Origin of the sequence: Pseudoalteromonas sp. SR43-3, from assembly GCF_014163875.1 — a bacterium.
In the GTDB taxonomy this organism is placed as follows: Bacteria; Pseudomonadota; Gammaproteobacteria; order Enterobacterales; family Alteromonadaceae; genus Pseudoalteromonas; species Pseudoalteromonas distincta.
The window spans coordinates 195,125-220,386 of record NZ_JACJEC010000005.1 but is presented as its reverse complement, the minus strand read 5'-3'; the positions used below and the strand labels follow the sequence as shown (position 1 = coordinate 220,386).

The 25,262-nt window shown below is 38.9% G+C and carries 28 protein-coding genes; 22 read left to right on the top strand and 6 right to left on the bottom strand.

The features are described 5' to 3' along the window. The first annotated feature begins 26 nt into the window (after window positions 1-26). Genes cheY through H5088_RS09005 form a run of 10 tightly spaced genes read left to right on the top strand, consistent with a single transcriptional unit; the run spans window position 27 to window position 8,892 of the window. Window positions 27-410, top strand: coding sequence for a chemotaxis response regulator CheY (gene cheY / locus H5088_RS09050; RefSeq protein ID WP_008132609.1), 384 nt, complete (start codon window positions 27-29; stop codon window positions 408-410). Window positions 411-427: 17 nt separating this feature from the next. Further along, window positions 428-1,201: a protein phosphatase CheZ gene (locus tag H5088_RS09045; protein ID WP_149602298.1), complete on the top strand. Its 774-nt coding sequence runs from the start codon at window positions 428-430 to the stop codon at window positions 1,199-1,201. 15 nt (window positions 1,202-1,216) lie between these two features. Beyond that, window positions 1,217-3,433, top strand: coding sequence for a chemotaxis protein CheA (locus tag H5088_RS09040; protein WP_182752706.1), 2,217 nt, complete (start codon window positions 1,217-1,219; stop codon window positions 3,431-3,433). 58 nt (window positions 3,434-3,491) lie between these two features. Continuing rightward, the gene (locus tag H5088_RS09035) at window positions 3,492-4,655 is read left to right on the top strand and encodes a chemotaxis response regulator protein-glutamate methylesterase (protein WP_182695469.1); all 1,164 of its coding nucleotides are present in this window, start codon (window positions 3,492-3,494) and stop codon (window positions 4,653-4,655) included. Beyond that, entirely contained in the window at window positions 4,648-5,412 is a 765-nt protein-coding gene (locus H5088_RS09030; protein ID WP_024606204.1) for a flagellar motor protein, read from the top strand. Before H5088_RS09035 ends, H5088_RS09030 begins: the two co-directional genes overlap by 8 nt. A gap of 1 nt (window position 5,413) precedes the next feature. Then, complete coding sequence (locus H5088_RS09025) at window positions 5,414-6,373, top strand: flagellar motor protein MotB (protein ID WP_024595392.1); 960 nt, start codon at window positions 5,414-5,416, stop codon at window positions 6,371-6,373. Between the two features lie 12 nt (window positions 6,374-6,385). Then, entirely contained in the window at window positions 6,386-7,156 is a 771-nt protein-coding gene (locus tag H5088_RS09020) for a ParA family protein (protein WP_002959298.1), read from the top strand. A gap of 3 nt (window positions 7,157-7,159) precedes the next feature. Beyond that, complete coding sequence (locus H5088_RS09015) at window positions 7,160-7,951, top strand: chemotaxis protein CheW (RefSeq protein ID WP_024595393.1); 792 nt, start codon at window positions 7,160-7,162, stop codon at window positions 7,949-7,951. A gap of 24 nt (window positions 7,952-7,975) precedes the next feature. Beyond that, complete coding sequence (locus tag H5088_RS09010; RefSeq protein ID WP_002959294.1) at window positions 7,976-8,473, top strand: chemotaxis protein CheW; 498 nt, start codon at window positions 7,976-7,978, stop codon at window positions 8,471-8,473. A 17-nt stretch (window positions 8,474-8,490) separates the two neighbouring features. Beyond that, window positions 8,491-8,892 carry a DUF2802 domain-containing protein gene (locus H5088_RS09005; RefSeq protein ID WP_024595394.1) on the top strand — a complete coding sequence of 134 codons (402 nt, stop codon included), beginning with the start codon at window positions 8,491-8,493 and terminating at the stop codon, window positions 8,890-8,892. A 29-nt stretch (window positions 8,893-8,921) separates the two neighbouring features. Here H5088_RS09005 and H5088_RS09000 read toward each other — a convergent pair whose 3' ends face one another. Continuing rightward, window positions 8,922-9,230, bottom strand: a complete 309-nt coding sequence (locus tag H5088_RS09000) for an EscU/YscU/HrcU family type III secretion system export apparatus switch protein (protein WP_007377933.1) — start codon at window positions 9,228-9,230, stop codon at window positions 8,922-8,924. A 2-nt stretch (window positions 9,231-9,232) separates the two neighbouring features. Then, a complete protein-coding gene (locus H5088_RS08995; protein ID WP_182752705.1) occupies window positions 9,233-11,686 on the bottom strand; it encodes a flagellar hook-length control protein FliK in 2,454 nt (817 codons plus the stop codon). Window positions 11,687-11,789: 103 nt separating this feature from the next. Here H5088_RS08995 and ccmA point away from each other — a divergent pair, with 103 nt between their 5' ends. The 10 genes from ccmA to H5088_RS08945 are packed head-to-tail and all read left to right on the top strand — an operon-like array spanning window position 11,790 to window position 19,510. After that, window positions 11,790-12,410, top strand: coding sequence for a cytochrome c biogenesis heme-transporting ATPase CcmA (gene ccmA, locus H5088_RS08990; protein WP_152609331.1), 621 nt, complete (start codon window positions 11,790-11,792; stop codon window positions 12,408-12,410). After that, window positions 12,410-13,096 carry a heme exporter protein CcmB gene (gene ccmB / locus H5088_RS08985; RefSeq protein WP_002959286.1) on the top strand — a complete coding sequence of 229 codons (687 nt, stop codon included), beginning with the start codon at window positions 12,410-12,412 and terminating at the stop codon, window positions 13,094-13,096. The genes ccmA and ccmB overlap by 1 nt, the downstream gene beginning before the upstream one ends. Next, window positions 13,096-13,833, top strand: coding sequence for a heme ABC transporter permease (locus H5088_RS08980; RefSeq protein ID WP_002959285.1), 738 nt, complete (start codon window positions 13,096-13,098; stop codon window positions 13,831-13,833). Before ccmB ends, H5088_RS08980 begins: the two co-directional genes overlap by 1 nt. A 2-nt stretch (window positions 13,834-13,835) precedes the next feature. Continuing rightward, window positions 13,836-14,039 (top strand): heme exporter protein CcmD, encoded by a 204-nt coding sequence (ccmD, locus tag H5088_RS08975; RefSeq protein WP_002959284.1) that lies wholly within the window; start codon window positions 13,836-13,838, stop codon window positions 14,037-14,039. Further along, a complete protein-coding gene (gene ccmE, locus H5088_RS08970) occupies window positions 14,036-14,515 on the top strand; it encodes a cytochrome c maturation protein CcmE (RefSeq protein WP_182752704.1) in 480 nt (159 codons plus the stop codon). The genes ccmD and ccmE overlap by 4 nt, the downstream gene beginning before the upstream one ends. A 2-nt stretch (window positions 14,516-14,517) precedes the next feature. Beyond that, the gene (locus tag H5088_RS08965) at window positions 14,518-16,488 is read left to right on the top strand and encodes a heme lyase CcmF/NrfE family subunit (protein ID WP_002959282.1); all 1,971 of its coding nucleotides are present in this window, start codon (window positions 14,518-14,520) and stop codon (window positions 16,486-16,488) included. Continuing rightward, on the top strand, window positions 16,485-17,054 hold the full coding sequence (locus H5088_RS08960) for a redoxin family protein (RefSeq protein ID WP_024595354.1): 570 nt from the start codon (window positions 16,485-16,487) through the stop codon (window positions 17,052-17,054). The genes H5088_RS08965 and H5088_RS08960 overlap by 4 nt, the downstream gene beginning before the upstream one ends. Continuing rightward, on the top strand, window positions 17,054-17,515 hold the full coding sequence (locus tag H5088_RS08955) for a cytochrome c-type biogenesis protein (RefSeq protein WP_002959280.1): 462 nt from the start codon (window positions 17,054-17,056) through the stop codon (window positions 17,513-17,515). The genes H5088_RS08960 and H5088_RS08955 overlap by 1 nt, the downstream gene beginning before the upstream one ends. Further along, a complete protein-coding gene (ccmI, locus tag H5088_RS08950) occupies window positions 17,516-18,769 on the top strand; it encodes a c-type cytochrome biogenesis protein CcmI (protein ID WP_182752703.1) in 1,254 nt (417 codons plus the stop codon). It abuts the gene before it with no gap. Window positions 18,770-18,778: 9 nt separating this feature from the next. Next, on the top strand, window positions 18,779-19,510 hold the full coding sequence (locus H5088_RS08945) for a VacJ family lipoprotein (protein ID WP_182752702.1): 732 nt from the start codon (window positions 18,779-18,781) through the stop codon (window positions 19,508-19,510). Window positions 19,511-19,657: 147 nt separating this feature from the next. On the opposite strand, the gene H5088_RS08940 is transcribed toward H5088_RS08945, so the two are convergent. Beyond that, entirely contained in the window at window positions 19,658-20,884 is a 1,227-nt protein-coding gene (locus H5088_RS08940) for an EAL and HDOD domain-containing protein (protein ID WP_182752701.1), read from the bottom strand. Window positions 20,885-21,215: 331 nt separating this feature from the next. Here H5088_RS08940 and putP point away from each other — a divergent pair, with 331 nt between their 5' ends. Further along, window positions 21,216-22,694, top strand: a complete 1,479-nt coding sequence (putP, locus tag H5088_RS08935; RefSeq protein WP_149602304.1) for a sodium/proline symporter PutP — start codon at window positions 21,216-21,218, stop codon at window positions 22,692-22,694. Window positions 22,695-22,966: 272 nt separating this feature from the next. Here the strand turns inward: putP and H5088_RS08930 are convergent, their stop codons facing one another. Then, complete coding sequence (locus H5088_RS08930) at window positions 22,967-23,284, bottom strand: YebG family protein (protein WP_004335683.1); 318 nt, start codon at window positions 23,282-23,284, stop codon at window positions 22,967-22,969. A 314-nt stretch (window positions 23,285-23,598) separates the two neighbouring features. On the opposite strand from H5088_RS08930, the gene H5088_RS08925 reads away from it, so the two are divergent. Beyond that, window positions 23,599-23,895, top strand: coding sequence for a helix-hairpin-helix domain-containing protein (locus H5088_RS08925; RefSeq protein WP_024595349.1), 297 nt, complete (start codon window positions 23,599-23,601; stop codon window positions 23,893-23,895). Window positions 23,896-23,919: 24 nt separating this feature from the next. Here the strand turns inward: H5088_RS08925 and H5088_RS08920 are convergent, their stop codons facing one another. Both H5088_RS08920 and dsbB read right to left on the bottom strand, forming a co-directional pair. Further along, window positions 23,920-24,222, bottom strand: a complete 303-nt coding sequence (locus H5088_RS08920; protein ID WP_024595348.1) for a DUF6170 family protein — start codon at window positions 24,220-24,222, stop codon at window positions 23,920-23,922. 1 nt (window position 24,223) lies between these two features. Next, window positions 24,224-24,742, bottom strand: coding sequence for a disulfide bond formation protein DsbB (gene dsbB, locus H5088_RS08915; RefSeq protein ID WP_024595347.1), 519 nt, complete (start codon window positions 24,740-24,742; stop codon window positions 24,224-24,226). Between the last annotated feature and the right edge of the window lie 520 nt (window positions 24,743-25,262).

Here is a 25,262-nt window from a genome sequence, read left to right as displayed (position 1 = left end):
AGGTTAATACCTCACTGGGGGATGTTTTGGATAAAAACATGAAAATTCTTGTAGTTGATGATTTTTCAACAATGAGACGCATTATAAAAAACCTGTTACGTGACTTAGGTTTCACTAACGTTCAAGAAGCTGATGATGGGTCTACAGCTTTGCCTATGTTGCAAAATCAAGTGTTTGATTTTGTAGTTACGGATTGGAATATGCCTGGAATGCAGGGTATTGATCTTTTAAGAGCAATACGTGCAGACGATAAGTTAAAACATATCCCTGTATTAATGGTAACGGCAGAGGCTAAAAAAGAACAAATAATAGCTGCAGCGCAAGCTGGTGTTAATGGTTATATTGTTAAGCCATTTACGGCTGGAACATTAAAAACTAAATTAGAAAAAGTATTTGAACGCTTAGGCTAATGATGGGGGAGAGGCTTATGCCAGCACCAGCTGCGCCTCAAATAACGTTAGAACAAGCTCGTCAGCTCGTTGTTTTTTTAGAAAATGATGAGCAAGACAAAGCAAATCAGTTGATTTTAGAGGCTGCATCTAAAGAGCAGTCTGAATTATTTGCTGAAGTTGGAAAGTTGACTCGTCAACTGCACGAAGCCCTTAAAAGTTTTGAGCTTGATACTCGCTTAACTGATATAACGACAGATGCGATTCCAGATGCTAAAAAGCGGCTTAATTATGTTATAGAAATGACAGAAAATGCGGCTAATAAAACAATGGATGCAGTGGAGGCCAGTTTACCTATAGCTCAACAGTTAGCGGACGAAATATCTCATATCAAACCGACATGGGATCGTTTAATGAGCCGCGAGATTGAGCTTGGTGAGTTTAAGCAACTTTGCCATAGCATCGATAAGTTTATGAACAACTCTCATCATAAGACTGATGAGCTTCAAAGCTTAATGACAAATGTACTAATGGCTCAAGACTATCAAGACTTAACAGGTCAAGTTATTCGCCGTGTTATCGAACTTGTTAGGGAAGTAGAAGAAAGTTTACTTCATCTTTTAACTGCGTTTGCTGAACAAGACGACACTAACAGCACCGCGAATAAAGTAGAACAACAAAAAATAAAAGAACCAGTTGCCACACAAACTTTAGCAGGTCCTGAAGGCCCTATTATTGATAAAGAATCGCGTAATGATGTTGTATCTGATCAAGATGAAGTTGATGATCTTTTATCAAGTTTGGGCTTCTAAGAGGAGAGTAACTGCATGTTTGAAGTCGATGAAGATATTTTACAAGACTTTCTTGTAGAGGCTGGAGAAATCCTAGAGCTTTTATCTGAACAGTTAGTTGAGCTGGAAAATAATCCAGAAGATACCGAGTTACTAAACGCTATATTTAGAGGTTTTCACACTGTAAAAGGTGGTGCAGGCTTTTTAGCTATGACAGAACTTGTTGATGCTTGTCACGGTGCTGAAAACGTATTTGATTTACTACGTCAAGGCGTGCGAACAGTCAACTCAGAGTTAATGGATGTTATTTTACAAGCACTAGACACCATTAATGAGATGTTTGCGACTATCCAAAACAGAGACAAGCCTGAACCTGCAGATCCTGAATTACTTCATACTCTTCATATCTTAGGTCTACCTCCAACAGAAGCCGAAGCCACTGAAGCCTCTTCACAAACAGAGGTTGAACAACCTCATAATGAAGTGGTGGATACACCGGTAGCTGATGATGAAGATCCGTTTGCATTTGATGAACTATTTAGCGGAGCGCCTTCGGTTAGCGATGCTGAAATAGATGAAATCACTGAAGACGAATTTGAAAGCTTACTTGATGAGCTGCACGGTAAAGGACAAGGTCCTGCAGTTGAAAAACCAGTAGCAAGTAGTAGTGATTTTAGTGGTGATATTACTGATGATGAATTTGACAGCTTATTAGACGAGTTACATGGTGTTGGCAGTTTTGGTGAAGTTACGAGCAAACCTGAACAAAATGATGCCAATAAAACACCTGTAGAATCTGCTATACCAGCTGTAAATACAGTTAATTCATCAGATGATGAAATTAGTGATGACGAATTTGAAGCGCTTCTTGATGAACTTCATGGTAAAGGCACTGCTCCTAAATCGATAGAAAGTGCGCCAGCTGCAAAACAACCTGAACCTGTTTCACCGCCAGCTAAACAAGTGAGTGAACCAGTAAAAAAAGCTGAGCCAGCTAAAGCTCCTACTCCAAAACCAGTTGAAAAAGCGCCAGAGAAGCCAGTAGCTAAAGTACCACCAGCAGCTCCAAAAAAATCAGCGCCACCAGCAGCAGAGACCACTGTTCGCGTAGATACAAAACGACTCGATCAAATTATGAATATGGTTGGTGAGTTAGTTCTTGTACGAAATCGTTTGGTTAGTTTAGCGACTAACTCAGACAGTGAAGCGATGGGTAAAGCAATCTCTAACTTAGATGTGGTGACTGCGGATATTCAAGGTGCGGTTATGCAAACGCGAATGCAACCAATTAAGAAAGTATTTGGTCGCTTCCCTCGCGTTGTACGCGACTTAGCACGTAGCTTAAATAAAGATATTGATTTAAAGCTTATTGGTGAAGAAACCGATCTAGATAAAAACTTAGTTGAAGCACTTGCCGATCCGCTTGTGCATTTAGTTAGAAACTCAGTTGACCATGGTATTGAAATGCCCGCTGTCCGTGAAGCTGCAGGTAAGTCTAGAACAGGTAATGTTACTTTATCAGCGTCTCAAGAGGGCGACCATATTTTGCTAACCATCAAAGATGATGGTGCAGGTATGGATGCTGAAAAACTGAAAAAAATTGCAATTAGTAAAGGCGTACTCGATCATGACCAAGCAAGTCGACTTTCTGACACCGAAGCATATAACCTGATTTTTGCACCTGGCTTTTCTACAAAAGAAGAAATATCTGATATTTCAGGCCGTGGTGTAGGAATGGACGTAGTTAAAACTAAGATCACGCAACTTAATGGCTCAGTAAGCATTCAGTCTGAACTTGGTGTCGGTACTATTTTAGAAATAAAAGTACCACTTACCTTGGCTATATTACCGACATTAATGGTCGTTGTTGGCGCACAAACATTTGCGTTACCACTGGCTGGTGTTAGTGAGATATTCAATTTAGATTTAACGAAGACGAATGTAGTTGATGGGCAATTAACAATTATTGTGCGTAAAAAGGCGATACCGTTATTTTACCTTGAGCATTGGTTAGTAAAAGACTCAGATCGTTCTCAGCGAAAATCTAAAGGTCACGTCGTTATTGTACAAATTGGTACGCAACAAATTGGTTTTGTTGTTGACTCATTAATTGGCCAAGAAGAAGTAGTGATTAAGCCGCTTGATGCGTTACTTCAAGGAACGCCAGGTATGGCAGGCGCTACAATAACTTCAGATGGCGGCATTGCACTGATTTTAGACGTTCCAAACATGTTAAAACATTACGCAGGCTAATAATAAAGTAGGTATATATTTAATATATACCTACGCATAAATTTAATAAGAGAGCTAAATGGCCGTTAAAGTTTTAGTTGTTGATGATTCAAGCTTTTTTCGCCGTAGAGTAAGCGAAATCCTTGAGCAAGATAGCGATATACAAGTTATAGGCTTTGCTGTTAATGGCAGAGAGGCTGTTGAGAAAGCAGCTCAATTGCGTCCTGACATGATCACCATGGATGTCGAAATGCCTGTGCTTGATGGTATTAGCGCAGTTAAAGAGATAATGGCGAGTAACCCAACTCCTATCTTAATGTTTTCATCACTTACACGTGATGGTGCAACAGCAACGTTTGATGCGTTAGATGCTGGCGCAATGGATTTTTTACCGAAAAAATTTGAAGATATTGCACGCAATAATGAAGATGCAATTAAGCTTTTGCAAAGTAAAGTAAAAGATATAGGACGAAGACGTTTACCGCGAACATTTAGAGCGGCAACACCAGCTAAACCAGTCATTTCAACAAAACCAACAAGTTCACTTTCGCAAAGAACAAGCACATCAACAACTCAAATCAAGCAGCCTGATAGAAGCTTTCAAAGAGCTGCGCCTGTTGCATCGACAAGTTCAAATGTTGCCTCAATGCGAGCAAGTGGAAAACAATATCAACTTTTAGCTATTGGTACTTCTACAGGTGGTCCTGTTGCTCTGCAAACTATATTGACTCAATTGCCTGCTAGTTTTTCTCTCCCTATTTTACTTATTCAGCACATGCCCGCTGCATTTACACCTGCGTTTGCAGCGCGCTTAAACGGTTTGTGCCAAATAAAAGTGAAAGAAGCACAACAAGGCGATCGCTTACAACCAGGAACTGCTTATTTAGCGCCTGGCGGGCAGCAGATGATGGTAGAGGGGCGTGGAGCAAATAGAACGCTGCGCGTATTTGAAGATCATAGCGAGAGAATAAGTTATAAACCAAGCGTAGATGTAACGTTTGCTAGTGCAGCTAAAACGTACCAAGGTGATGTACTTGCTATTGTTTTAACAGGTATGGGCGCTGATGGTCGTGATGGTGCAAGAATGTTAAAACAAACGGGGGCAACTATTTGGGCACAGGATGAGAAAAGCTGTGTCGTTTATGGAATGCCCCAAGCAATTGCTAATGCGGGGCTTTCAAGTGAAAGCTTAGCATTGAGCGATGTTGCAGCACGTATAATGAGAGAGGTAGGTTGTGGATAAACTCTCAATATTTGGACTATTGGTAGCACTTAGTGCAATAGGTTTAGGTTATTCTTTAGAAGGCGGTGTTGTTTCAGCTTTATTTAATGGCCCTGCGCTTATTATTGTACTTGGTGGCACGCTTGGCGCTGTTATGTTGCAAACCTCTGCTAGCACATTCAAAAAAATGCTAAATATGAGCTCGTGGGTTTTTGTTGCACCACAATACGATATTGAAGACGCAATAGAGCAAGTTAAACGATGGTCTCATAAAGCACGTCAAGAAGGTTACTTAGCGCTTGAGAATGAAGCCTTAGCTCACCCAGATGCGTATGCAGCAAAAGGTTTAAGCTTACTTGTCGATGGCTGCTCAGAGCAAAAACTACGTGACACGCTTGAAATTGATTTACTGCTAGAGCGCGATCGTTTGCTTGAAGCCGCGCGTGTTTATGAAGCAATGGGGGGTTACAGCCCTACCATTGGTATTTTAGGTGCGGTGCTTGGCTTAATACAGGCAATGTCGTTTATTACCGATCCACAAATGCTTGGCGCCGGCGTTGCAACGGCATTTATTGCGACCATTTATGGTGTTGGTTTAGCTAATTTATTGTTTTTACCTATGGCAAATAAGTTAAAACAGCGTGTAGAGCAAAAAATGCTTTACCATGAAATGCTTGCTGAAGGCGTTATTGCAATAAGCATAGGTGAAAGCCCAGTAAATATAGAATTAAAGCTTGAAGCCTATCGTGTAGAGCGCCCTAATTTAGTGGACGAATAACATGTTACGCCGACGACTTCGTCACTCTGCTGCTAAAAGTCAACATACCGAACGTTGGCTTGTATCGTATGCCGATTACATGACTATTATGTTTGCTTTTTTTGTGGTTCTGTATGCGATAGCGATTAATAAAGAAGAACAATTCCAAATATTGTCAGATTCCCTTGAACAGGTTTTTGATAAGTCAGCTCGCCAATACTCCCAGCAAGGTGAAGGTGTCAACGGTAATGGAATATTGACAGATAGAGTGACACCTGAACAAGAAGTCCTTTATGGCGAAAGTATATTAAAAGAAGAGCAAGGTCCTGAGCTACTCGACGGCCAAAGTGATACAAGCAACATCCAGCAAAAGTATTTAGGCAAACCTCTTGATAGTTTATTAATTAAATTACAGTCAGCGCTTATTGATGAAATCCGTGATGGAGAAGCCAGTTTAGAGCTTAACCAAGATTGGCTGATTATAGAGCTAAGCTCAGGTATGTTATTTTCAAGTGGTAGTTCAGTTGCACACTCTCGAGCAAAACAGGTCGTCAAGATTGTTAAAGATATTATTGCACCAGTAGATAACTATGTAAGAGTACGAGGTTATACTGATGATGAAAGTATTCGCAATGAAATATTTCGCTCAAATTGGGAACTGTCGGTAGCTAGAGCCACGTCAATATTAGTAGAGCTGGAAGCATTAGGCATTAATTCAGCTAGAATGGCGATAGAAGGTTATGGTCAATATTCACCTTTTGCAAGTAACGATACAGAGCAAGGGCGCGCAGAAAATCGTAAAGTTGTTATCGCACTTTCTAAGTATGGATTACCGCCAAAACAAGAGGTTAAAAGTGACGGGCAAGCTGATGAGCCTGCAGTGATTGAACCTGAAATTGAACTTCCTTCAGATGACGATACAATAAAAATAATTCGTTTGCCTCATGGTGGTATTCGCATAACAACGCGCAATGAACAGTAATTAGGATGTAATGTGAAGATTTGGACTGTCGCTAATCAAAAAGGAGGGGTTGGTAAAACAACAACCGCAGTGAGCCTTGCCGGTATTTTGGCATTACAAGGTAAACGTGTGTTGCTTATAGATACAGACCCTCATGCGTCACTCACTTATTACTTTGGCATTGACTCAGAGGATTTAGAAGTCAGTGTGTACGATATTTTTGCCCGTGGTACAAGTATGCAAAGTGAAGAGATACTCCAAGCTTTGTGTCCATCAACACTTCAAAACCTGGATATTTTACCTGCGACTATGGCAATAGCTACACTTGACCGAAGTATGGGTAATAAAACAGGGATGGGGTTAATACTAAAAAAAGCGCTTGCAAAAATTAGCGAACATTATGATTATGCCATTTTAGATTGCCCTCCAGTTTTAGGGGTGTTAATGGTCAATGCGCTTGCAGCAAGTGAGCGAATTTTAGTGCCAGTGCAAACGGAGTTTTTAGCACTCAAAGGGCTTGATAGAATGATGCGTACTATGGATTTGATGCAATCCTCTCAAGCAAAAGATTATCAATATACTATAATTCCTACCATGTACGACAAACGTACTAAAGCATCGTTAGAAGCATACAAAACATTGCAAAGTACATATGGTGATAAAGTTTGGCCAGGTGTGATACCGGTGGATACCAAATTTAGAGATGCAAGCTTTGCACAAAAAGTACCTGTAGAGTATTGTCCTCGCTCGCGCGGTGTATACGCATATAAAGCACTGCTAGAATATTTAATTGAACAAGGTTAATGAATGAGTAAGCAATTGTTTGCTAATGAAAAAGTAATGAAACAATACCTCGGGGCTTTGTTATGTGAAGATGAGCCTGTAGATAACCTTGAGCCAGTTGCAAAATTACTTGAGCAAATCCCAGATGATTCACAACAGCATATTCATTCAAAACCTAAAGAACAATTAAAAGCAGCAGAGAGTACATTTGATAATGACTTGCTCAATGTTGAAATTGAGCCAATAGCTGAGCCAGCGTTTGAAACTGAAAAAGTTAATGAAGTGGTTGACGAGGAAGTAATAGCACCTGCAATTACTACTATAGAAAAGCCAGAGCTGGAGATTGTAACTACTAGCCAATCAGACTATTTTGATGGTGAATTTCAGGCATTGTTTTTTGAAGTTGCTGGCTTGACCTTGGCTGTGCCATTAAAAGCACTTGGTGGAATACATCAATTAGGTGAAGTAAATCATTTGTTTGGTAAGCCGAAATGGTTTAAAGGCGTTATGCTCAACAGAGAAGAAAAGCTTAATGTTGTTGATACTGCGCGTTGGGTTATGCCAGAAAAATATGATGATAAATTAGAGGCATCTTTAGATTATCAATATTTGATTACACTAGGTGATAGCCAGTGGGGTTTATTAGCTGAAAAGTTGATAAATAACATTACATTGAGTAAAGAAGATGTAAAATGGCGTACAAATAAAAGCAAGCGCCCATGGCTTGCTGGCGTTATAAAAGAAAAAATGTGTGCTTTGATAGACGTAGATAATTTAAATATATTATTAGAGAAAGGCTTAGATAGCCGTCAGTAGTAATGACCATTACGGGGTAATAGCATGAATCAAGATAAATTACTGTCAGCAAATAAAAACGCAGATAATAACGATGAAATTTTACAGTGGGTTACGTTTAAGCTAGAGGAAGAAACTTACGGCGTAAATGTAATGCAAGTACAAGAAATACTTCGTTATACAGAGATAGCTCCTGTACCAGGTGCACCTTCATATGTGATTGGTATTATTAACTTACGCGGCAACGTTGTTACCGTTATTGATACTCGTGCACGTTTTGGTTTGCTAGCTGCTGATGCAACTGACAACTCTCGCATCTTAATTATTGAAGCAGAAGAGCAAGTTATTGGTATTTTAGCCGACAGCGTATCGGAAGTGGTTTACTTGCGCAGCTCTGAAATCGACAGTGCGCCAAATGTTGGTACTGAAGAAAGCGCTAAGTTTATTCAAGGTGTTTGTAACCGCGATAATGAATTACTGATTTTGGTTGATTTAAATAAGTTACTCAGTGATGACGAATGGGATGAGTTAAGCGATATATAAGCTTTACCAAATAAATTATGGTGTTACTTAGTATAGCTATATCAGCGTTAGCGGTAGGACTTATATCGCTGGCGTTAATTATTGCATTAAAAAATAAACACGCGAATGAAATTAATGCTGTATCGCAGCAGCTTAAAGATAGCTCTGAGCAGACTCATATTTTGCGCAGTGAAATTTCGGAGATTAGAACCGGGCTCTTAAGTATTGGTAAGCGAGTGCTTGAAGTTGAACAACAAAACCAAGATTTAATGCAACAGCAAGCGGCGCAAAAATACGATGACCCTGATGCTAAAATTTACTCTCGTGCTGTAAAAATGGTTGAGTTAGGTGCAGACCTTGATGAAGTAATACGCGAGTGCGAACTACCACGAGCAGAAGCCGAATTACTATTTTCATTACATAAACAAAAAGGTGCTTAGCGCCTTTTTTTATGTGCGGATAAACTGGCTCAAGCCTTAATATTTAACTTACCTTGAAAATCCTGCCAACCTGGCGGAAATTGACCTCTTAATACATACGAAAACGCAATAAGCTCTGCAATAACATAATAAAGCTCTTTAGGAATTTCTTCTCCTAACTCTAAATGCGACAACGTTTTAGCAAGTGCTGCATCTTCGTGGATCATAATTCCTTTTAGTTTAGCCGCTGCTATTATTTCATCAGCTAATTCACCAAACCCCTTAACACTTACAGTGGGTGTGTTACCAGCTTCGTACAAAAGCCCAATGGCTGACTTATTAATAGGTGTATCACTCATAGCTAAACCTTAATATTAATAATTGCGTGAGATTTATAGAATGCCTGATTGTTGGCATCGCCTCTCTTTAAGTTGAGTTCGCCAACTTGTAAGCCATGTTTAGCTAGTTTTGATCTTAAATTATCTAAGTGAGGGTGAGCAATTGCACTTACTCCTTGGCTCGAGGCTAATAGCTGGCAATCGAGTGCTTTATCCATTAACTCTGCAGTAATTTGTAGCTGCCCAAGTTGTGCATAATCAAAGTTTAATCTGACAAACCATACATTTTTATCTTCTAATTTACCGGCGATTGGCTTTTTATACTGTCCAAGTGTTATTTCTGTTTGGGCTGCTTCTGGAGGTAATCTCATCGGTAATAAAAATTGTGCAAGCGGGTTTGTGTCTGGCTGTTGATTTGGTGTTGAGACACTTACTTGGGTAAGTGTGTTTTTAACGTGTATGATTTCGCTGGCCAAAGCTTGTACTTGAGCTTGTTGAAGCTGTTCAAGTATTTTTGCTCCCGTGTTACCCATTTTAAAAGTAGGTATAAGTACTTGTAAGAGAGCATCTAAGCCAGTTTGATTATTAAAACTGATAGGCGTTACTGATTGGCTAATGAGAGGCGCAGCTAAAATACTCACAGCCACCTGTTCAAGCCCTTTAGTGAAACTACTTTGCAGCATATCACCCGCTAGTTGAGTGGGCTGTAAAGTAGCAAGTATCTCACGCTGTATGGTTGCAGGGTTTATGTTATTACTTGAAACCATACGGTTAAATGCTTGATTAATTAAGCGAGTTAAATCAGGGGTGTCTTTTGTTGCCTTATTTGTAATATCAGTAATTTGACTGCTTAAAAGTTGTTTATTGTAAGCCAGCCTATCTGTAGGGGTTGTGGCATCAGGAAGCTTTAATAATGTACTTAATAGTTTTGCTTCTATTGGTTGTAGCATTTGACTACGAGAGGGCGCATTAGATAACGGCTCAGTTAACAAGGTAATGCTTTTAGTGTTCACTGTGCTTGTGTTGTTTTGATTATTATCGTTTATTGCAAGCTGTGCTGAGGAGGTGGTAAGTCCCTTAGTGACTACTTCATTGGTAGGGTTAACCAAGGCGTTCGGTTTACTGTTTTCACTAGTAATGAGGGGTTTTAATTGGCTTGCTTTTAAATCACTTGGCTTAGCGCTCGCCACTTCACCTGGGGTAGTATTATTTGTTATTGGCGTGTAGGTTGTTGCTGTGTTTGCAGGTGTTTGCCAAACACTAACACTTCCTTTTACTAGTTGCGTTAATTGTACAATCGGCGGGAGCCTTGAAAAGTGCTCTGGCAAAATATTGCTCGTATTGTTATTTAACGCAGTACTCACACTTTGAGTAATGTTAACTCTATTTAGCGGTGATTCACTCAGTTGTATAGCTAAAGACGTTTTTTGTTGCGTGGGCGAAGTTGATAGCTGCGTTAACTCAGATTTACTTATTGTAGCAAAAGGCTTATTTTCAAAATATTTAACCGCATCATTAATTCGCGTTTTTAAATCACTAAAACTATTTTGTAGCCACGATTTTATTGGGCTATTTAGGGGCAATAATGGATTTACTTTAATATTACTCGCAGAAACGGCTACTTCAGGTGCATTGCTTTTTTGCGCTAAAAGTAACTCGTTAAATGGTTTTGAGAATGAGTTGTTAAGCGTTACTTTTATATTATTTGTATCGGTTTTAATAAATAATTTATCTGCCTGGTTCACTAAATTTACTTTAATAGGTGTATTAGGTAGCTCGGCAAGTTGTTGATTAGTAATAGGTGTTGTAAATGAACCTGACTTTTGAGGATGAGTTAAAATAGCCAGTTTTGGTGTTACTTGAAGCTGCGCACTGGGTAATAAGGCCGCGAGTAAATTAGTAAGTTTAGTTTGGCTAAGTGGTTGCGAGTGAACCGTATCAGCAAAGCGGTTAATAACATTAATCTGTGCGCCTTTATTAGTCGTACTAACAACTACTTTTAAAGGCTGTTCAGTTGTAAGTAACTGGGCTACGTCTTTATTTATGGCAATACTTGCGTTGAGTTTATCAATAACTAACTTGGGAGACGGGGATACAGCAACTTGAACATCCATTGGTTGGCTTTGAACCTCAGTGCCCGTGCTTACATAATTTAACAAGCGCTGCAATTGTACCGGCTGATTTAAAGTAAGGGTTGTACTGTTTGGCGAGATGTTGAGCTGCTTACCATCAGGGCTGATTTGTATGTTAGCACTGACTATTTTTTGCAGGTTTTGTGGTGCGCTTGTAGTGCCAAGCCTTAATGTTTGCCAATGCTTATCAATAAATACATCAAGCGTGATCGAGTCTTTCGAAAATTGGATGTTTTTAGCCGCAAGTACCTCACTAGGTAACTGTGGTAACTCATTGGTCTGGCTGTGAGCAGATTGATTGATGACCAATGAGTTAGATAATGTTATTTGCGTTGGTGTATTCATTATTTTAAATCAAGTTTTTGTTAATCGATTATAAAGCAATATTCGTATTACCCTATCATTATGGTAGACTAACGCCTAATTTTTGGCAGAGAGAATCGTCATCTTGTTACACATTAAGTCCGTCACCTGCATCAAGCAAGATCGTTGTTTGTTTGCGGATCTTAATTTTAGCCTTAATAGCGGTCAAATCATGCAATTAGCGGGTCCTAATGGGGCTGGTAAAACATCGCTATTGCGTATTATTGCTGGCTTTTCTGTGCCTGATGAAGGGTCTGTTCTGTTCCAAGATCAACCTATATCTAAGTACTATGAAGAGTATGCCAGAGAGCTGCTTTTTATAGGGCATAAAACAGGTGTAAGTACTCAGCTTAGTGCAGTTGAAAATGTTCGCCACTGGTTACAAATTAATGGCTACATAAATGAGCCTGATTTATATCCTATTTTAGCGCAACTTGGCCTTGTTGGACTCGAAGATGTACCCGTTAGAATGTTATCTGCTGGACAACAAAGACGTGTAGCGCTTGTTAGGCTTTGGTTAAGTGATGCTAAATTATGGGTACTTGATGAGCCATTTACCGCGCTTGATAAAAGCGGTGTCGCCTTTTTACAGCAGCGATTTACTGAACACTTACAAAGCGGTGGTGCTATTTTATTAACGACTCACCAAGACTTAACGACCCACTTTAGTAACTTACAAACGGTTACACTGGAGTATCGCCACTAATGACTCGTCAACACTCTTATTGGTTGCTATTTAGTGCGGTATTTACCAAAGATGTAAAACTTGCGTTTCGCCAGCGCGCCGAAATTGTAAATCCTATTTTATTCTTCTTAATTGTAATTTCATTATTTCCGTTAGCAATAGGGCCTGAGCCCGGTCTACTTGCGAGAATGGCGCCAGGTATTATTTGGGTTGCCGCATTACTCTCTACCATGTTGGGCTTAGATAAGTTGTTTAGGGATGATTTTAACGATGGCTCGTTGGAGCAGTTAATTGCATCCTCTTATCCATTATCGCTAACCGTACTTGCTAAAGTGGCTGCTCATTGGGTGGTAACAGGTTTACCGCTTGTATTAATGACCCCGCTATTTGCATTGTTGTTAAACCTAGAAAGTACGGCGTTAACAGCGACTGTTTTAACATTATTATTAGGCACTCCACTATTGAGCTTTATTGGCGCAATAGGCGCAGGGCTTACTGTAGGATTACAAAAAGGGGGTATTTTGATGAGTTTACTCGTACTGCCTTTGTATATTCCTGTTTTGATTTTTGCAACGTCGGCTATCGATACCAGTACAATGTCACTGGATTATAGTGGGCAGCTTGCCATCCTTGGTGCAATGTTACTTATTGCTATTATTAGCGCACCAATTGCCATATCGTCAGCTTTAAAAGTGAGTGTAAGTTAATGTGGAAGTGGTTACATCCCTATGCTAAAGCAGAGCGTGCGTACCAGTTATGCAATACGTTACTGCCATATTTTGCCGTAGTTACCGTAGTTAGTATGATTGTTGGATGGGTATGGGGGCTTGGTTTTGCACCTGCCGATTACCAACAAAAAGATAGCTACCGTATCATTTTTATTCATGTGCCTTCTGCCATTTTATCTATGGGCGCTTACTCTTCAATGGCGATTGCCGCTATCGTTGCACTTGTATGGCAGCTACGAAATGCCGAACTTGCCGTTATTGCTATTGCGCCTGTTGGTGCTTGTATTACAGCTATAGCGCTTATTACTGGCGCTGCATGGGGTAAACCTATGTGGGGTGCTTGGTGGGTATGGGATGCACGTTTAACGTCTGAGCTTATTTTATTATTTTTATATCTTGGCGTGCTTTCGCTTTACCATGCATTTGAAGATAAGAAGTCAGCAGGGCGTGCGGCTTCTATTTTAGCAATTGTTGGCGTAATTAATTTACCTATTATTCATTACTCTGTTGAGTGGTGGAATACGTTACACCAAGGTGCAAGCATTACAAAGCTAGATACAAAAGCAATAGATCCAAGTATGTTTTGGCCTCTTATGGTTAATATTTTAGCCTTTGCTGCTTTTGTTGGAACAGTGACTTTAATTCGTCTTAAAAATGAAATTTTGCAACGAGAAAAGCACCGACCGTGGGTTCGCTCGTTGTTAAATAAGGGGTAATTATGCAGTTTGACTCTTTTTCTGATTTTATTGCAATGGGAGGTTATGGATTTTATGTCTGGCTTTCTTTTGGTACATGCGCACTTATTTTACTCGGTATTTTAGTGAACTCTTTGAGAGACACCAAACGTATTATGGCTTCAGTGGAGCAACAAATAATACGTGAAGCGCGAATTAAAAAAGCTAAGCAGGAACAAATCTCATGAATCCAAGACGTAAAAAGCGACTATTGGTAATTATTGCCGTACTGTTTGGTATTGGTGGGTCAATTGGTTTAGTGCTTTATGCACTGCAAGAAAATATTAATCTTTTTTATACGCCAAGCGAATTAATTGATGGCAAAGGCCCTAACAAAGAAAAACCACATATAGGTCAAAAGTTACGTATTGGCGGCATGGTTGTGCCAGGCACGGTTGAGCGTAATGAACAAAGCTTACAAGTAAGCTTTAAGCTAATAGATACAGGTCCATTAGTGACTGTGCGTTATCAAGGCATATTGCCAGACTTGTTTCGTGAGGGGCAAGGCATTGTAGCGCAGGGCGTATTAGTCGAGCCTAATGTTATTGAAGCATTTGAAGTGCTAGCAAAGCATGATGAAGAATATATGCCAGCAGAAGTTGCAGAGGCAGTTAAAGGTATTAAGCACGAAAAACCAAAATACAAATTAGATAGTGGTAATTAGCTATGATCCCAGAAATTGGTTATTTTTCTTTAACGCTTGCCATGGTGCTAAGCGTTTTACTGTGTATTTTTCCTCTTTGGGGCGCGCATACTGGTAATCTTCGGTTAATGCGTGCGGCTCCATCTTTAGCAATAGGCCAGTTTGCTTTTGTACTAATCTCTTTTGCTGCACTTATTTATGCAAGTTTAACAGACGACTTTACCGTATCTTACGTAGCGTATCATTCAAGTAGTACGCTGCCTTGGTACTATAAAATCACCTCTACGTGGGGCGGTCATGAAGGTGCTATTTTATTATGGTTAGTAATGCAAGCGGGTTGGACTGCTGCTGTAGCAGCGCGTTCTAAATCATTACCTTGGGTATTACGTGCTCGCGTACTGGGTGTACTTGGCTTTTTAGGTGTAGGTTTTATGATGTACACCTTACTGCTTTCAAGCCCGTTTGAGCGCCTACTTCCTTATTTTCCGGTAGAAGGGCGTGACTTGAATCCGCTGCTTCAAGATCCAGGTATGATTATTCATCCACCATTACTGTACATGGGTTATGTGGGGCTGTCGGTTGCTTTCTCTTTTGCTATAGCTGCATTGTTAACAGGTAAACTTGATAACACATGGGCTAAATGGTCACGCCCGTGGACGATGACAGCATGGGGGTTCTTAGGTTTAGGTCTTACTATTGGTAGCTGGTGGGCGTATTCAGAACTAGGCTGGGGCGGCTGGTGGTTTTGGGATCCAGTAGAAAACGCAGCGCTTATGCCTTGGCTTGTTGCAACCGCATTACTGCATTCATTAAGTGTGACAGAAAAGCGCGGTATATTTAAATCATGGACCGTATTACTCGCAATTGCAGCATTCTCTTTAAGTTTGCTAGGTACGTTTATTGTACGCTCGGGTATTATTGTATCGGTACATGCGTTTGCTACAGACCCCGATAGAGGCTTATTTATACTCGCCTTTTTAGGCATCGTTGTCGGTGGTGGCTTGGCGTTATATGCAATGCGTGTGTCACAAGTTCACAGTGAAGGACGATACAAGCTGGTATCGCGCGAAGTGGCGTTATGGCTCAATAATATATTTTTAGTTGTTGCTACATTAATTGTTATGTTAGGTACATTGTTGCCAATGGTTCATAAAGAAATGGGCTTAGGTAGCATTTCTATTGGCGAACCGTTTTTTAATAAGATGTTTGCAATAATTTTAGTACCGTTTGCTATTTTGATGGGGATCGGACCACTTTTACGTTGGAAGCAAAACAAGTGGGCTTTTTTGCAAAACAAAATATTAATGGGCGTATTAGCAAGTGTTGTGATTACCTGCGCTTGGTTATTCTCAAGTTACGATTTAGTAAAACCACTTACGTTATTAGCGACAACACTGGCGGTTTGGATTGCAATATCAACAGGGATTGATATTTACACCAAAGCAGCTGTTCACGGGAGCTTAAAAGAAGGCTTAAAACGCTTTACTGTAAGTTACTGGGCTATGGTACTTGGGCATATTGGTATTGCATTTATTATTGCGGGCGTAACACTTACCTCGGCTTATTCAGTAGAGCGTGATGTATCGATGAAACCGGGTGAAATAGCACAGCTTAATGAGTATGAATATCGCTTTGATGGCGTTAAAACTATTCGTGGGCCAAACTACAGCGGTCATGCGGGCGTTGTATCTGTGCTTAAAAATAATGAGCTAGTAACACGTTTACACGCCGAAAAACGTAAATATGACATTGGTATGCAGTTTATGACTGAGGCGGCAATAGATGCCGGTTTTAAACGTGATTTATATTTAGCATTAGGTGAGCAATTAAGTGGTGATGCATGGTCACTTCGCATTTATCATAAACCATTTGTACGCTGGATATGGATTGGTGGCGTGCTTATGTCATTTGCAGGTTTCATGATTTTGTTTGATAAACGTTACCGTACATCAGCTAAAACAGCCCGTAAAGATGTACCGGAGAGTGTTTTATGAACCGTAAAATTTTAGCTATTGCGCCGCTTTTAGTGTTTGCTTTTGTGTGTGTATTTTTATACCAAGGTCTTTTTGCCAACCCTCGTGAAATTCAAACAGGGCGGATAGGTCAAGAAATGCCAGCGTTTAATTTACCTGATTTAATGCAAGACAATAAGCAGTGGACCAACGAGTCGTTAAAAGGTGAAGTTTACTTATTAAATGTATGGGGTACGTGGTGCCCAACATGTTTAGTCGAACTTGGTTATTTAACTAAGTTACGTGAGCAAGGCGTTAAAATTATTGGACTATATTACGTACAAGGTTACGACTCTGATTTTGATGGCCCGTTTGATATGCAATCACTTCGCAGCGAAGTCACTGATATGCTGCAACGTGCAGGTGACCCTTACCAATTTAATATTTTAGATTTACACCGTACTTTGTCGTTGGATTTAGGCGTGTCGGGTGCGCCAGAAACTTTTTTAGTCGATAAAAACGGCACTATTTTGTTACATCACACCGGTGATATAAATCCGCGAGTATGGCGAGCTAAATTTGCGCCAATTATGCAGGAGCTTAAATAATGAAGTGGTTACTACTTACGCTTAGCCTTTTTGTAAGCATGGGTGCGTTTGCACAGCAAGATCGCTATCAATTTGATAACAACAAACAAGCAATATTGTTTGAAGAGTTAACCAAAGAGCTACGTTGCCCTAAGTGTCAAAATCAAAACATTGCGGACTCCGACGCTGTTGTTGCTAAAGACTTGCGCGATAAAGTACTCGTATTGGTTAAAGAAGGTAAAAGTAAAGACGAAGTGATTGATTATATGATTGACCGCTTTGGCTATTTTGTTCATTACGACCCACCCGTTACACCAGCGACTTTAGTGCTGTGGGTACTACCTGTGTTAATTGTAATTGTTGGCTTTGGTTTTATTGTTATTCGCCAACGAAAAGCATCAGTAAAACAAACATGGAGCAGCGACGATGAAATGCTGCTAGCGAAGCTAATTGAACAAAATAAACGTCAGGAGCAAAGCTAAATGATTTTAATGTGGGCGTGTTTTGCCTTACTCACACTGGTTGCTCTTAGCTTTGTTATGATACCTTTTTTAAAAAAAGAGCGTGTTCAAACGATTACTCATAACGCCAATGCTGAATTAATTAGTATTTATGAGCAGCGTTTAGTCGATTTGCAAACTGATTTAGATAATCAACGCATTGATAGCGTAAATCACGCAGAATCAATTGTTGAATTAAAACGTCGCTTATTGAACGAGCTATCACCAGAGAAATCACTTAACAGCAAAGGTAATAATTGTATTTTTGCTTTAACAGGCGGTGCATTTGTTCTTGCACTTACAGGGATTTTTTATAGTTTTACAGGCAGTCAGCAGCAAATTTCGGCTTGGCATGACGCAATGGATAATTTAGCTGATTATGGCGAGCGTGCTGTAATGCAAAAAGGTGAGCCGCTTAGTCAAAATGAGCTGCAGGCTTTTGCATTGGCGCTTCGTACTAAACTTAGCCGCTCTGGCGATGATGAAGTTGCTTGGATGCTACTTGGTCGAGTGGCTATGTCGCTTAATGAATTTGACATGGCGCAGCAGTCATTTGATAAAGCACTACGTATGAACCCTGATAATATGCAGGTTCTTATTAGTTACAGTCAGGTTTTATTACTTGAAGGTAGCGAAGCCAATATGACTCGCGCGGCAGGTATGCTTTCAAAAGTGCTAAACGTTGAGCCTACTAATTTAGATGCTATTTCGTTACTAGCGCTGATAGCGTATGAGCGTAAAGATTGGCCGCAAGCTAAAACTGCATTTGAAGTTTTATTGGCGAGCATGGAAAAAAATGATTCACGTTATAACATGATCTCCGAACGTATTGCTGATATTGAGCAGCAAATGCAAAGTGAAGGCTCAGTTATGCCAGTTACTACTACAACGGGTGCTATTGCAGTTACAGTCGACATTGCAAAAGAGCTTATTGATAAACAGCCAAAAGACGGTATTTTGTTTATATTTGCAAAAGCTGCAACTGGCTCACCTATGCCATTAGCTGCTGTTAAGCTGACTAAATATTCATTTCCAATTACAGTTGAGTTGAGTGATAGTAGTGCTATGGTTGCAGGGCTTAACTTATCTAGTGCAGAAAATATTATTATTTCGGCGCGTATTTCTATCGATGACTCTGTTATGCCAAGCTCTGGTGAGCTAGAAGGTCATTCACAGGCGTTAAAGCGTGAAAGTGTAAGTGACTACCAACTTCAAATTGATACATTAATACCTTAAGGACGTTAGATGTTAAAACACAGTTTTACTTTTTTATGTTTATTGATACTAGCCGGCTGTGCTCAAGTACCTCAAAGCAAAGTAGATGACAGAGATCCGCTGCAAAGTATTAATCGTCCATTATATGACTTTAATATGGATGTACTGGATGCTTATTTATTGCGCCCAGTTGCTGTAGGTTATGTTGAAGTAACGCCTGTACCGGTAAGAAACGGTATTGTTAATTTTACAGGTAATATCACCGCACCTGTAGATATGATCAATGCGGGTTTGCAAGGTAAACCGGGTAATGCAAGTGTGAGCTTAGCACGCTTTTTAGTTAACTCTACTGTCGGTCTGTTTGGTATCTTTGATGTTGCAAGCTCACTAGGTCTTGAAATAGTCGATGAAGACTTTGGACAAACGTTGGGTGTATGGGGTATAGGTGATGGCGCCTATTTAATGTTACCAGGTATGGGGCCAACAACAGCACGTAACCTGACCGGTGATGTAGTCGACAACTTTGTATTACCTGAAGTTGCGCTAACGACTCCACAAACTATTTTAGTATTTGTTTTAAAAGCAGTTGAGGCGCGTGCATCATTAATCCCGCAAGAAGGGCTATTAAATGATTCACTTGATCCGTACTTATTTGTAAAAGATATTTACTTCCAGCGTCAAATTTATGAGCTGTACGATGGCAATCCACCAGTTAAAGAAGAGCCAGCTGATTTTGATGAAGACTTTTTAGAAAGTTTATAATTGAAGCCAATGATAAAAACGCCAGCTAAATGCTGGCGTTTTTATTCACTGTTTATATATAATCTGAACTTTGGCTAGAGAAAAATAAACTTAGATATCATTATGATTCAATATATTAGTAAATGTTTTAACCAAAGTTCGGGTTACTTATTTTTCGCTAACTATTAACTGCATTTGCTCATTAACCCAAGTCAGTGCTTCATGATAGGCATCAGGAACTTTTTCACCTAGGTTTAGCTCTTTCGTTAATTCGTTTGCGGCTGACCAGTTAGCTTGTTCATAATACTTAACTAAGTTTAAATATTTTGCCAGCAAGCCTTCATCGTTTAATAACGCTGCTTTTATGTCATTCGAAAGTGGAAGCTTTTTCATAACGCTTTCCATACTCTCATCTAAAATAGCATCCATAAGAGACATCATACCGGTTAAAAATGCCATGCCGGTATCTTTAAATTGTCCATGGGATATAGCGAGTAACTCACCAAAACGAGCGCGCGTAAGCGATAGCCTAATTAGCTCTACAGGTTTATCTGCTGATACTTGCGCTGCAAATAATAATGATAATAGTTTTTTAATTTCGTTAGCACCAAGCACTATAAGGGCTTGCTTAATGGTACTTATTTCAGCACGCCTTGCAAAGGCAGCAGAATTTGAATACCTAAGTAATTTGTAAGATAGGTTTACATCACGCTCAAACACATCAGTGATTTTTTTAAGATCCATATCAACGCTTGATGTTTCGTAAAGTAATTCAGCTAATGCCATTTCTGAAGGCGGTAGAGCCTTACTTTGTACCATTTCAGGTTTTGAGAAGAAAAATCCTTGGAAATAATCAAAACCAAGCTCTAGAGCTTGTTGGTAAATTTCATAGGTTTCTACTTTTTCGGCAAGTAACTTAATATGCGAGTGCAGTTTTAAATCATTAAGAACCGTTTTTATTGTATCTATATCAGATGCTAAAAAGTCTATTTTAATAATATCAATAAATGGATAAAAGTGGCGCCAAACAGGCTGATGAATATAGTCATCAAGAGCAATAGTGTAACCTTTATCTTTTAGATCTTTCACTATGGCTAATAATCGCTTCCCAGGTTGCACAGTTTCAAGGATTTCTACAACTACAGTATCTTTGCCCAATAGTGTTGGGTAGCCCTTTGATAGCGTTTCTAGGGTGAAATTTATATAGGCGGGTTTATTGTCGGTTAAATCTTCTAAGCCGAAATTAAACTGACTACCTTCAATTAGTCGTGTAGTTGCCTCGTCACCATCTATATCAGGAAATACGTTATCAACGCCATCGCGAAATAAAAGTTCATACCCGATGAGCTTTTTATCTCTGTCTAAAATAGGTTGGCGTGCAGCGTAAAAATACATAAACAGTTCCGTAAGAGTAATGTAATTGGGTATTGTAATAATATATGGCAAAAGACTCAAAATAGCATTACGTATATTTGCTAGATTAATAAATTATCATTAAAAATTAAGGTGTTTCTAGTATTTAATTTATTATATTTCACCAATTCGCTTTAAAATTATTCAACATGAGTATTTTTGTATCAGGTGAGGGCAACAAGTTGGAGATTTTATTATCAAGCATGATATAGTCAGCGAGAATGGTTTTTACCCCAATAGTGTCTTAACTATAAAATTTTAAGAGTCATTATTTGGATTAAAGCCTATTATTAATAATTATGCGGAGGCTAATTTGGAAACAGGAATGATTATTTCACTAGCATTATATTTTATTGTAATGTTAGGTATCGGACTATATGCATATAAGCAATCTACTGACGATGTATCTGGTTACATGTTAGGTGGACGAAATCTATCTCCAAGTGTAGCTGCACTGTCTGCAGGTGCATCTGATATGAGTGGCTGGATTTTAATGGGCCTACCTGGTGCGATGTTTGTTACTGGTTTTAGTAGTACATGGATAGCAATTGGCTTGGTGATTGGTGCTTGGTTAAACTATCTGTTAGTTGCACCGAGATTACGTGTTTACACTGAAAAAGCAAATGACTCTATAACCATCCCAGATTACTTTTCAAATCGCTTCAATGATAAATCCAACTTATTACGTGTTGTATCAGCTGTGGTAATTATTGTTTTCTTTACTCTTTATACTTCATCTGGTGTTGTCGCTGGTGGTAAATTGTTTGAAAGCTCGTTTGGTTTAACTTATGAGATGGGTTTATACATTACAACGGGCGTAGTTGTTTTATATACCTTGTTTGGTGGTTTTTTAGCTGTAAGCTTAACTGACTTTGTGCAAGGTTGTATTATGTTCATTGCACTTATTCTAGTACCAACGGTTGCATACTCTTTGCTTGAACAACCTTTAGAATCAACTTTACATAGCGTAAATCCAGATATGCTTAACTGGATTGGTGCAGGTTCTGCATTAGGTATTATTTCTGCAATGGCTTGGGGTTTAGGTTATTTTGGCCAACCACATATCATTGTTCGTTTTATGTCGGTGCGTAGTGTTAAAGATATGCCTAAAGCACGCCGTATTGGTATGACATGGATGATTGTTGCTGCCATTGGTGCTGTTGGTACTGGTATATTTGGTGCAGCTTATACTTATGAGAACAACATTGTAGTTGAAGACCCTGAAACAATTTTCTTAATTCTTTCTGAGTTGCTGTTCCACCCACTTATTGCTGGCTTTTTACTTGCTGCAATTTTGGCTGCGATTATGAGTACTATCTCATCTCAATTATTGGTTAGTTCAAGTTCATTAACAGAAGATTTCTATAAAACATTCTTACGTAAAGACGCCAGTGATAAAGAGCTAGTTGCTGTTGGCCGTATAAGTGTTGCCGTAGTTGCTATGTTCGCTATTTATTTAGCTTACGACAGAGATAGCTCTATTTTAGACCTAGTAAGTAATGCGTGGGCTGGCTTTGGTGCTGCGTTTGGACCACTTGTATTGTTTAGCCTTTATTGGAAACGCATGAACTTTGCTGGTGCGTTAGCTGGTATGTTAGTAGGCGCATTTACTGTGCTAATTTGGATATATGGACCATTTACTATCAATGGTGAAAGCTTAAGTAGCTTTATGTACGAAATAGTACCGGGCTTTATTTTAGCGAGTATTGCAATTGTTGTTGTTAGCTTAGTAACAAAAGAGCCTGAGCAAAACATCACTGCTTTATTTGATGAAGTAGAAAAAGAGCTTTAATTAGCAATTACTACTTATTTTAAAGTGAGTAGTAATTAATACCAATCCGCAATAATACTTAATCATTTTGCGGGGCTAAACGTGTTGCTACCGGCGTTAAAAAATTCTCATTTAGTACAACTAAATATCGAATTTTTGCCTAGCTATCAACACGTTTTTCCACCCTAAAGAGATCATTTAATTAAGCGAATTAGTATAATAAAAAAGGGAGCAACTTAGTTGCTCCCTTTTTTATTTAGTTTGTCCCGTTCGAGGAGGGAGCATTCTATGAATTAACTTACTTTTTTATCGTTGTTATCTTCAATTGATGCAACGTTATCTGACTTTTTACTTTTTGCTGGCGCTTTGGTAACAGCTGGATCTTTGCCACCTTTTAATATGGTCATAAAATCATCTTTGCTTTTCGCTATTTCTAAAGCAAGTGATTCAATTTGTTGCTCACTAAGCGGTACGTCTACCTTTTCTAGCATCAGCTCAAGTGATTCTGCTATATCGAGCATCTTGTCATAAGCATCAGCTTCTTTTTTGGTAGTAAACGTCATACGCTCGACTCCGTTTCGTTCTACAACATATTTAACAACAACAGCCATGATTTCTCCTGCAAAATTGCTTGGCACCGTGGTTTTTAAAAAACCATTAGATTACTGTTTTTATGTACAGTAATGGTTTGTAAGTAAATTTGCAAGCGCGAAGTATTAATTTTTAGGTGTCTTAAATTTGACAAAAAACGGTAACTTTACTTTAGTTAAGCAATCACTTTGTTGTACCAGCTGCATTTTCAGGATTTCGGATCATAGTGATAATGCGTTTAGGTACACTTTAAGTGATGAACTTTACAGTTCCTTATTTATTGATTTCCTGAGCAATACTCAAAATTAAGAAAAGAAGAATAAGGACAAGTTTAATGAAAACATTAAAAAATTTACTCATCATAAGTTTATTATGTTTACTACCCGCGACTACCGCGTATGCACAATTATCAGAAGTAACTAAGCAAATGCCTCAAGCTGAGACAATTAGTATAAATAATGCTGATGCAGAGATGCTTGCTAAGTTACCTGGTATAGGTAAGAAAAAAGCGCAGGCAATTGTGGATTATCGTGAAGAAAATGGCGAATTTAAAAGCGTTAGTGATTTATCGCAAGTTAAAGGGATTGGCAAAAAGCTTTTAGCTAAATTAGAGGGGAAACTTACACTTTAATATTTCTAAATAGTAATCAGGGTGCTAGGCGCCCTGATTAAATTGTTTTAGTGCATCGCTTAAGTGCTTTTTAGCAAAGTTAATCTCAATAGGTGTAGTTAATAGTGGATAGCACAATCCGCCAAGTATCAAAAATGGTATTAATATCCAACCTTTAAATACAGTGAATATTAAAAATAGTGGGCTAAGTAATAGCAGTTTTATAATACGCAATAGAACTTTATCAGTTGGCGATAGCTGACTTAATGCAAGCGCAATTACGTCTTGACGCTGGCGTACTTTTAAATGCTTAAGCTGGTCTAATTGGCTTGAAAAAAATGTAAACATATCAAATCGACTTTTTAATTGATAAACGGGCAATAATTATAATAAATAGCGTTAGTGAGAAAATCCCAAATATCACTTCCATCCAAGCAGGCATGCTCATGCCAACAAACTGCCAATCTATATTTCCACAATCCCCGGTAGCTTGAAAAAAGCTAGGTATCCATTCATGTAGTGGCATAAATGATGGGAAATTTGGTTCAAACTCGCAGCTAAATGCAAAAGGGTCTGTGGTGGTCTGCATATCAATATGTTCGCGAGCAATTAAGTATCCCCAAACACTCGATATTCCCCAAATAACATACGCTATCATACGCACAGTTTTACTTTGTGGTTTACTTGAGCCTACAATCCCTGCGCCTAATAACCCTAATACTGCAGTGCGTTGATATATACACATTATGCAAGGCGCTAACCCCATTTTGTATTGAAAGAAAAGAGCGGTAACTTCAAGTAAAAAAACGATAGCTGTAAATAAAAGCCACGGGGTTCGTTGGGTAGGTAATTGTGCAAGCCAGTTCATAAAAATTCCGCGTTTTAATAGGACGTTAGATTATGACGTAGGATAAAGTATGCAGCAACAAAAAGGAAAAAAAAGCTACCGAAGTCGCTTTTTATAAGATGAAATTAATGACTACTCAATTCAGCCTTAGCAAAGGTTAAATGACGTTCTATTATTTTCCCATCGATACATAAGCTCAGTTATATTGCTTACTTATACTAAGGTGATGCATCATCTAAAGAATTTTTTATGGTTGCACTTTTTTGTACTTTTTCTTATGGCAAGTGCGGGATAAGTTAATTAAGCTCAGGCGCTGCGTAAATAAAAATATCTCCATAATAACAATGTACCTACAATGAATATTACTCTAGATATTCATGCATTGTAGCTAAATTAGAGAAACCCAAATTTAATTATTTATTAATTTTAAATTTCTACCCATTTGCTTTTGATCATACATACATCACATAAGAATCTCACACACTGAAAAAGGCCAATTTATAGCTTTTAATTAGCCATGTGAGAATCTCACACCACGCAT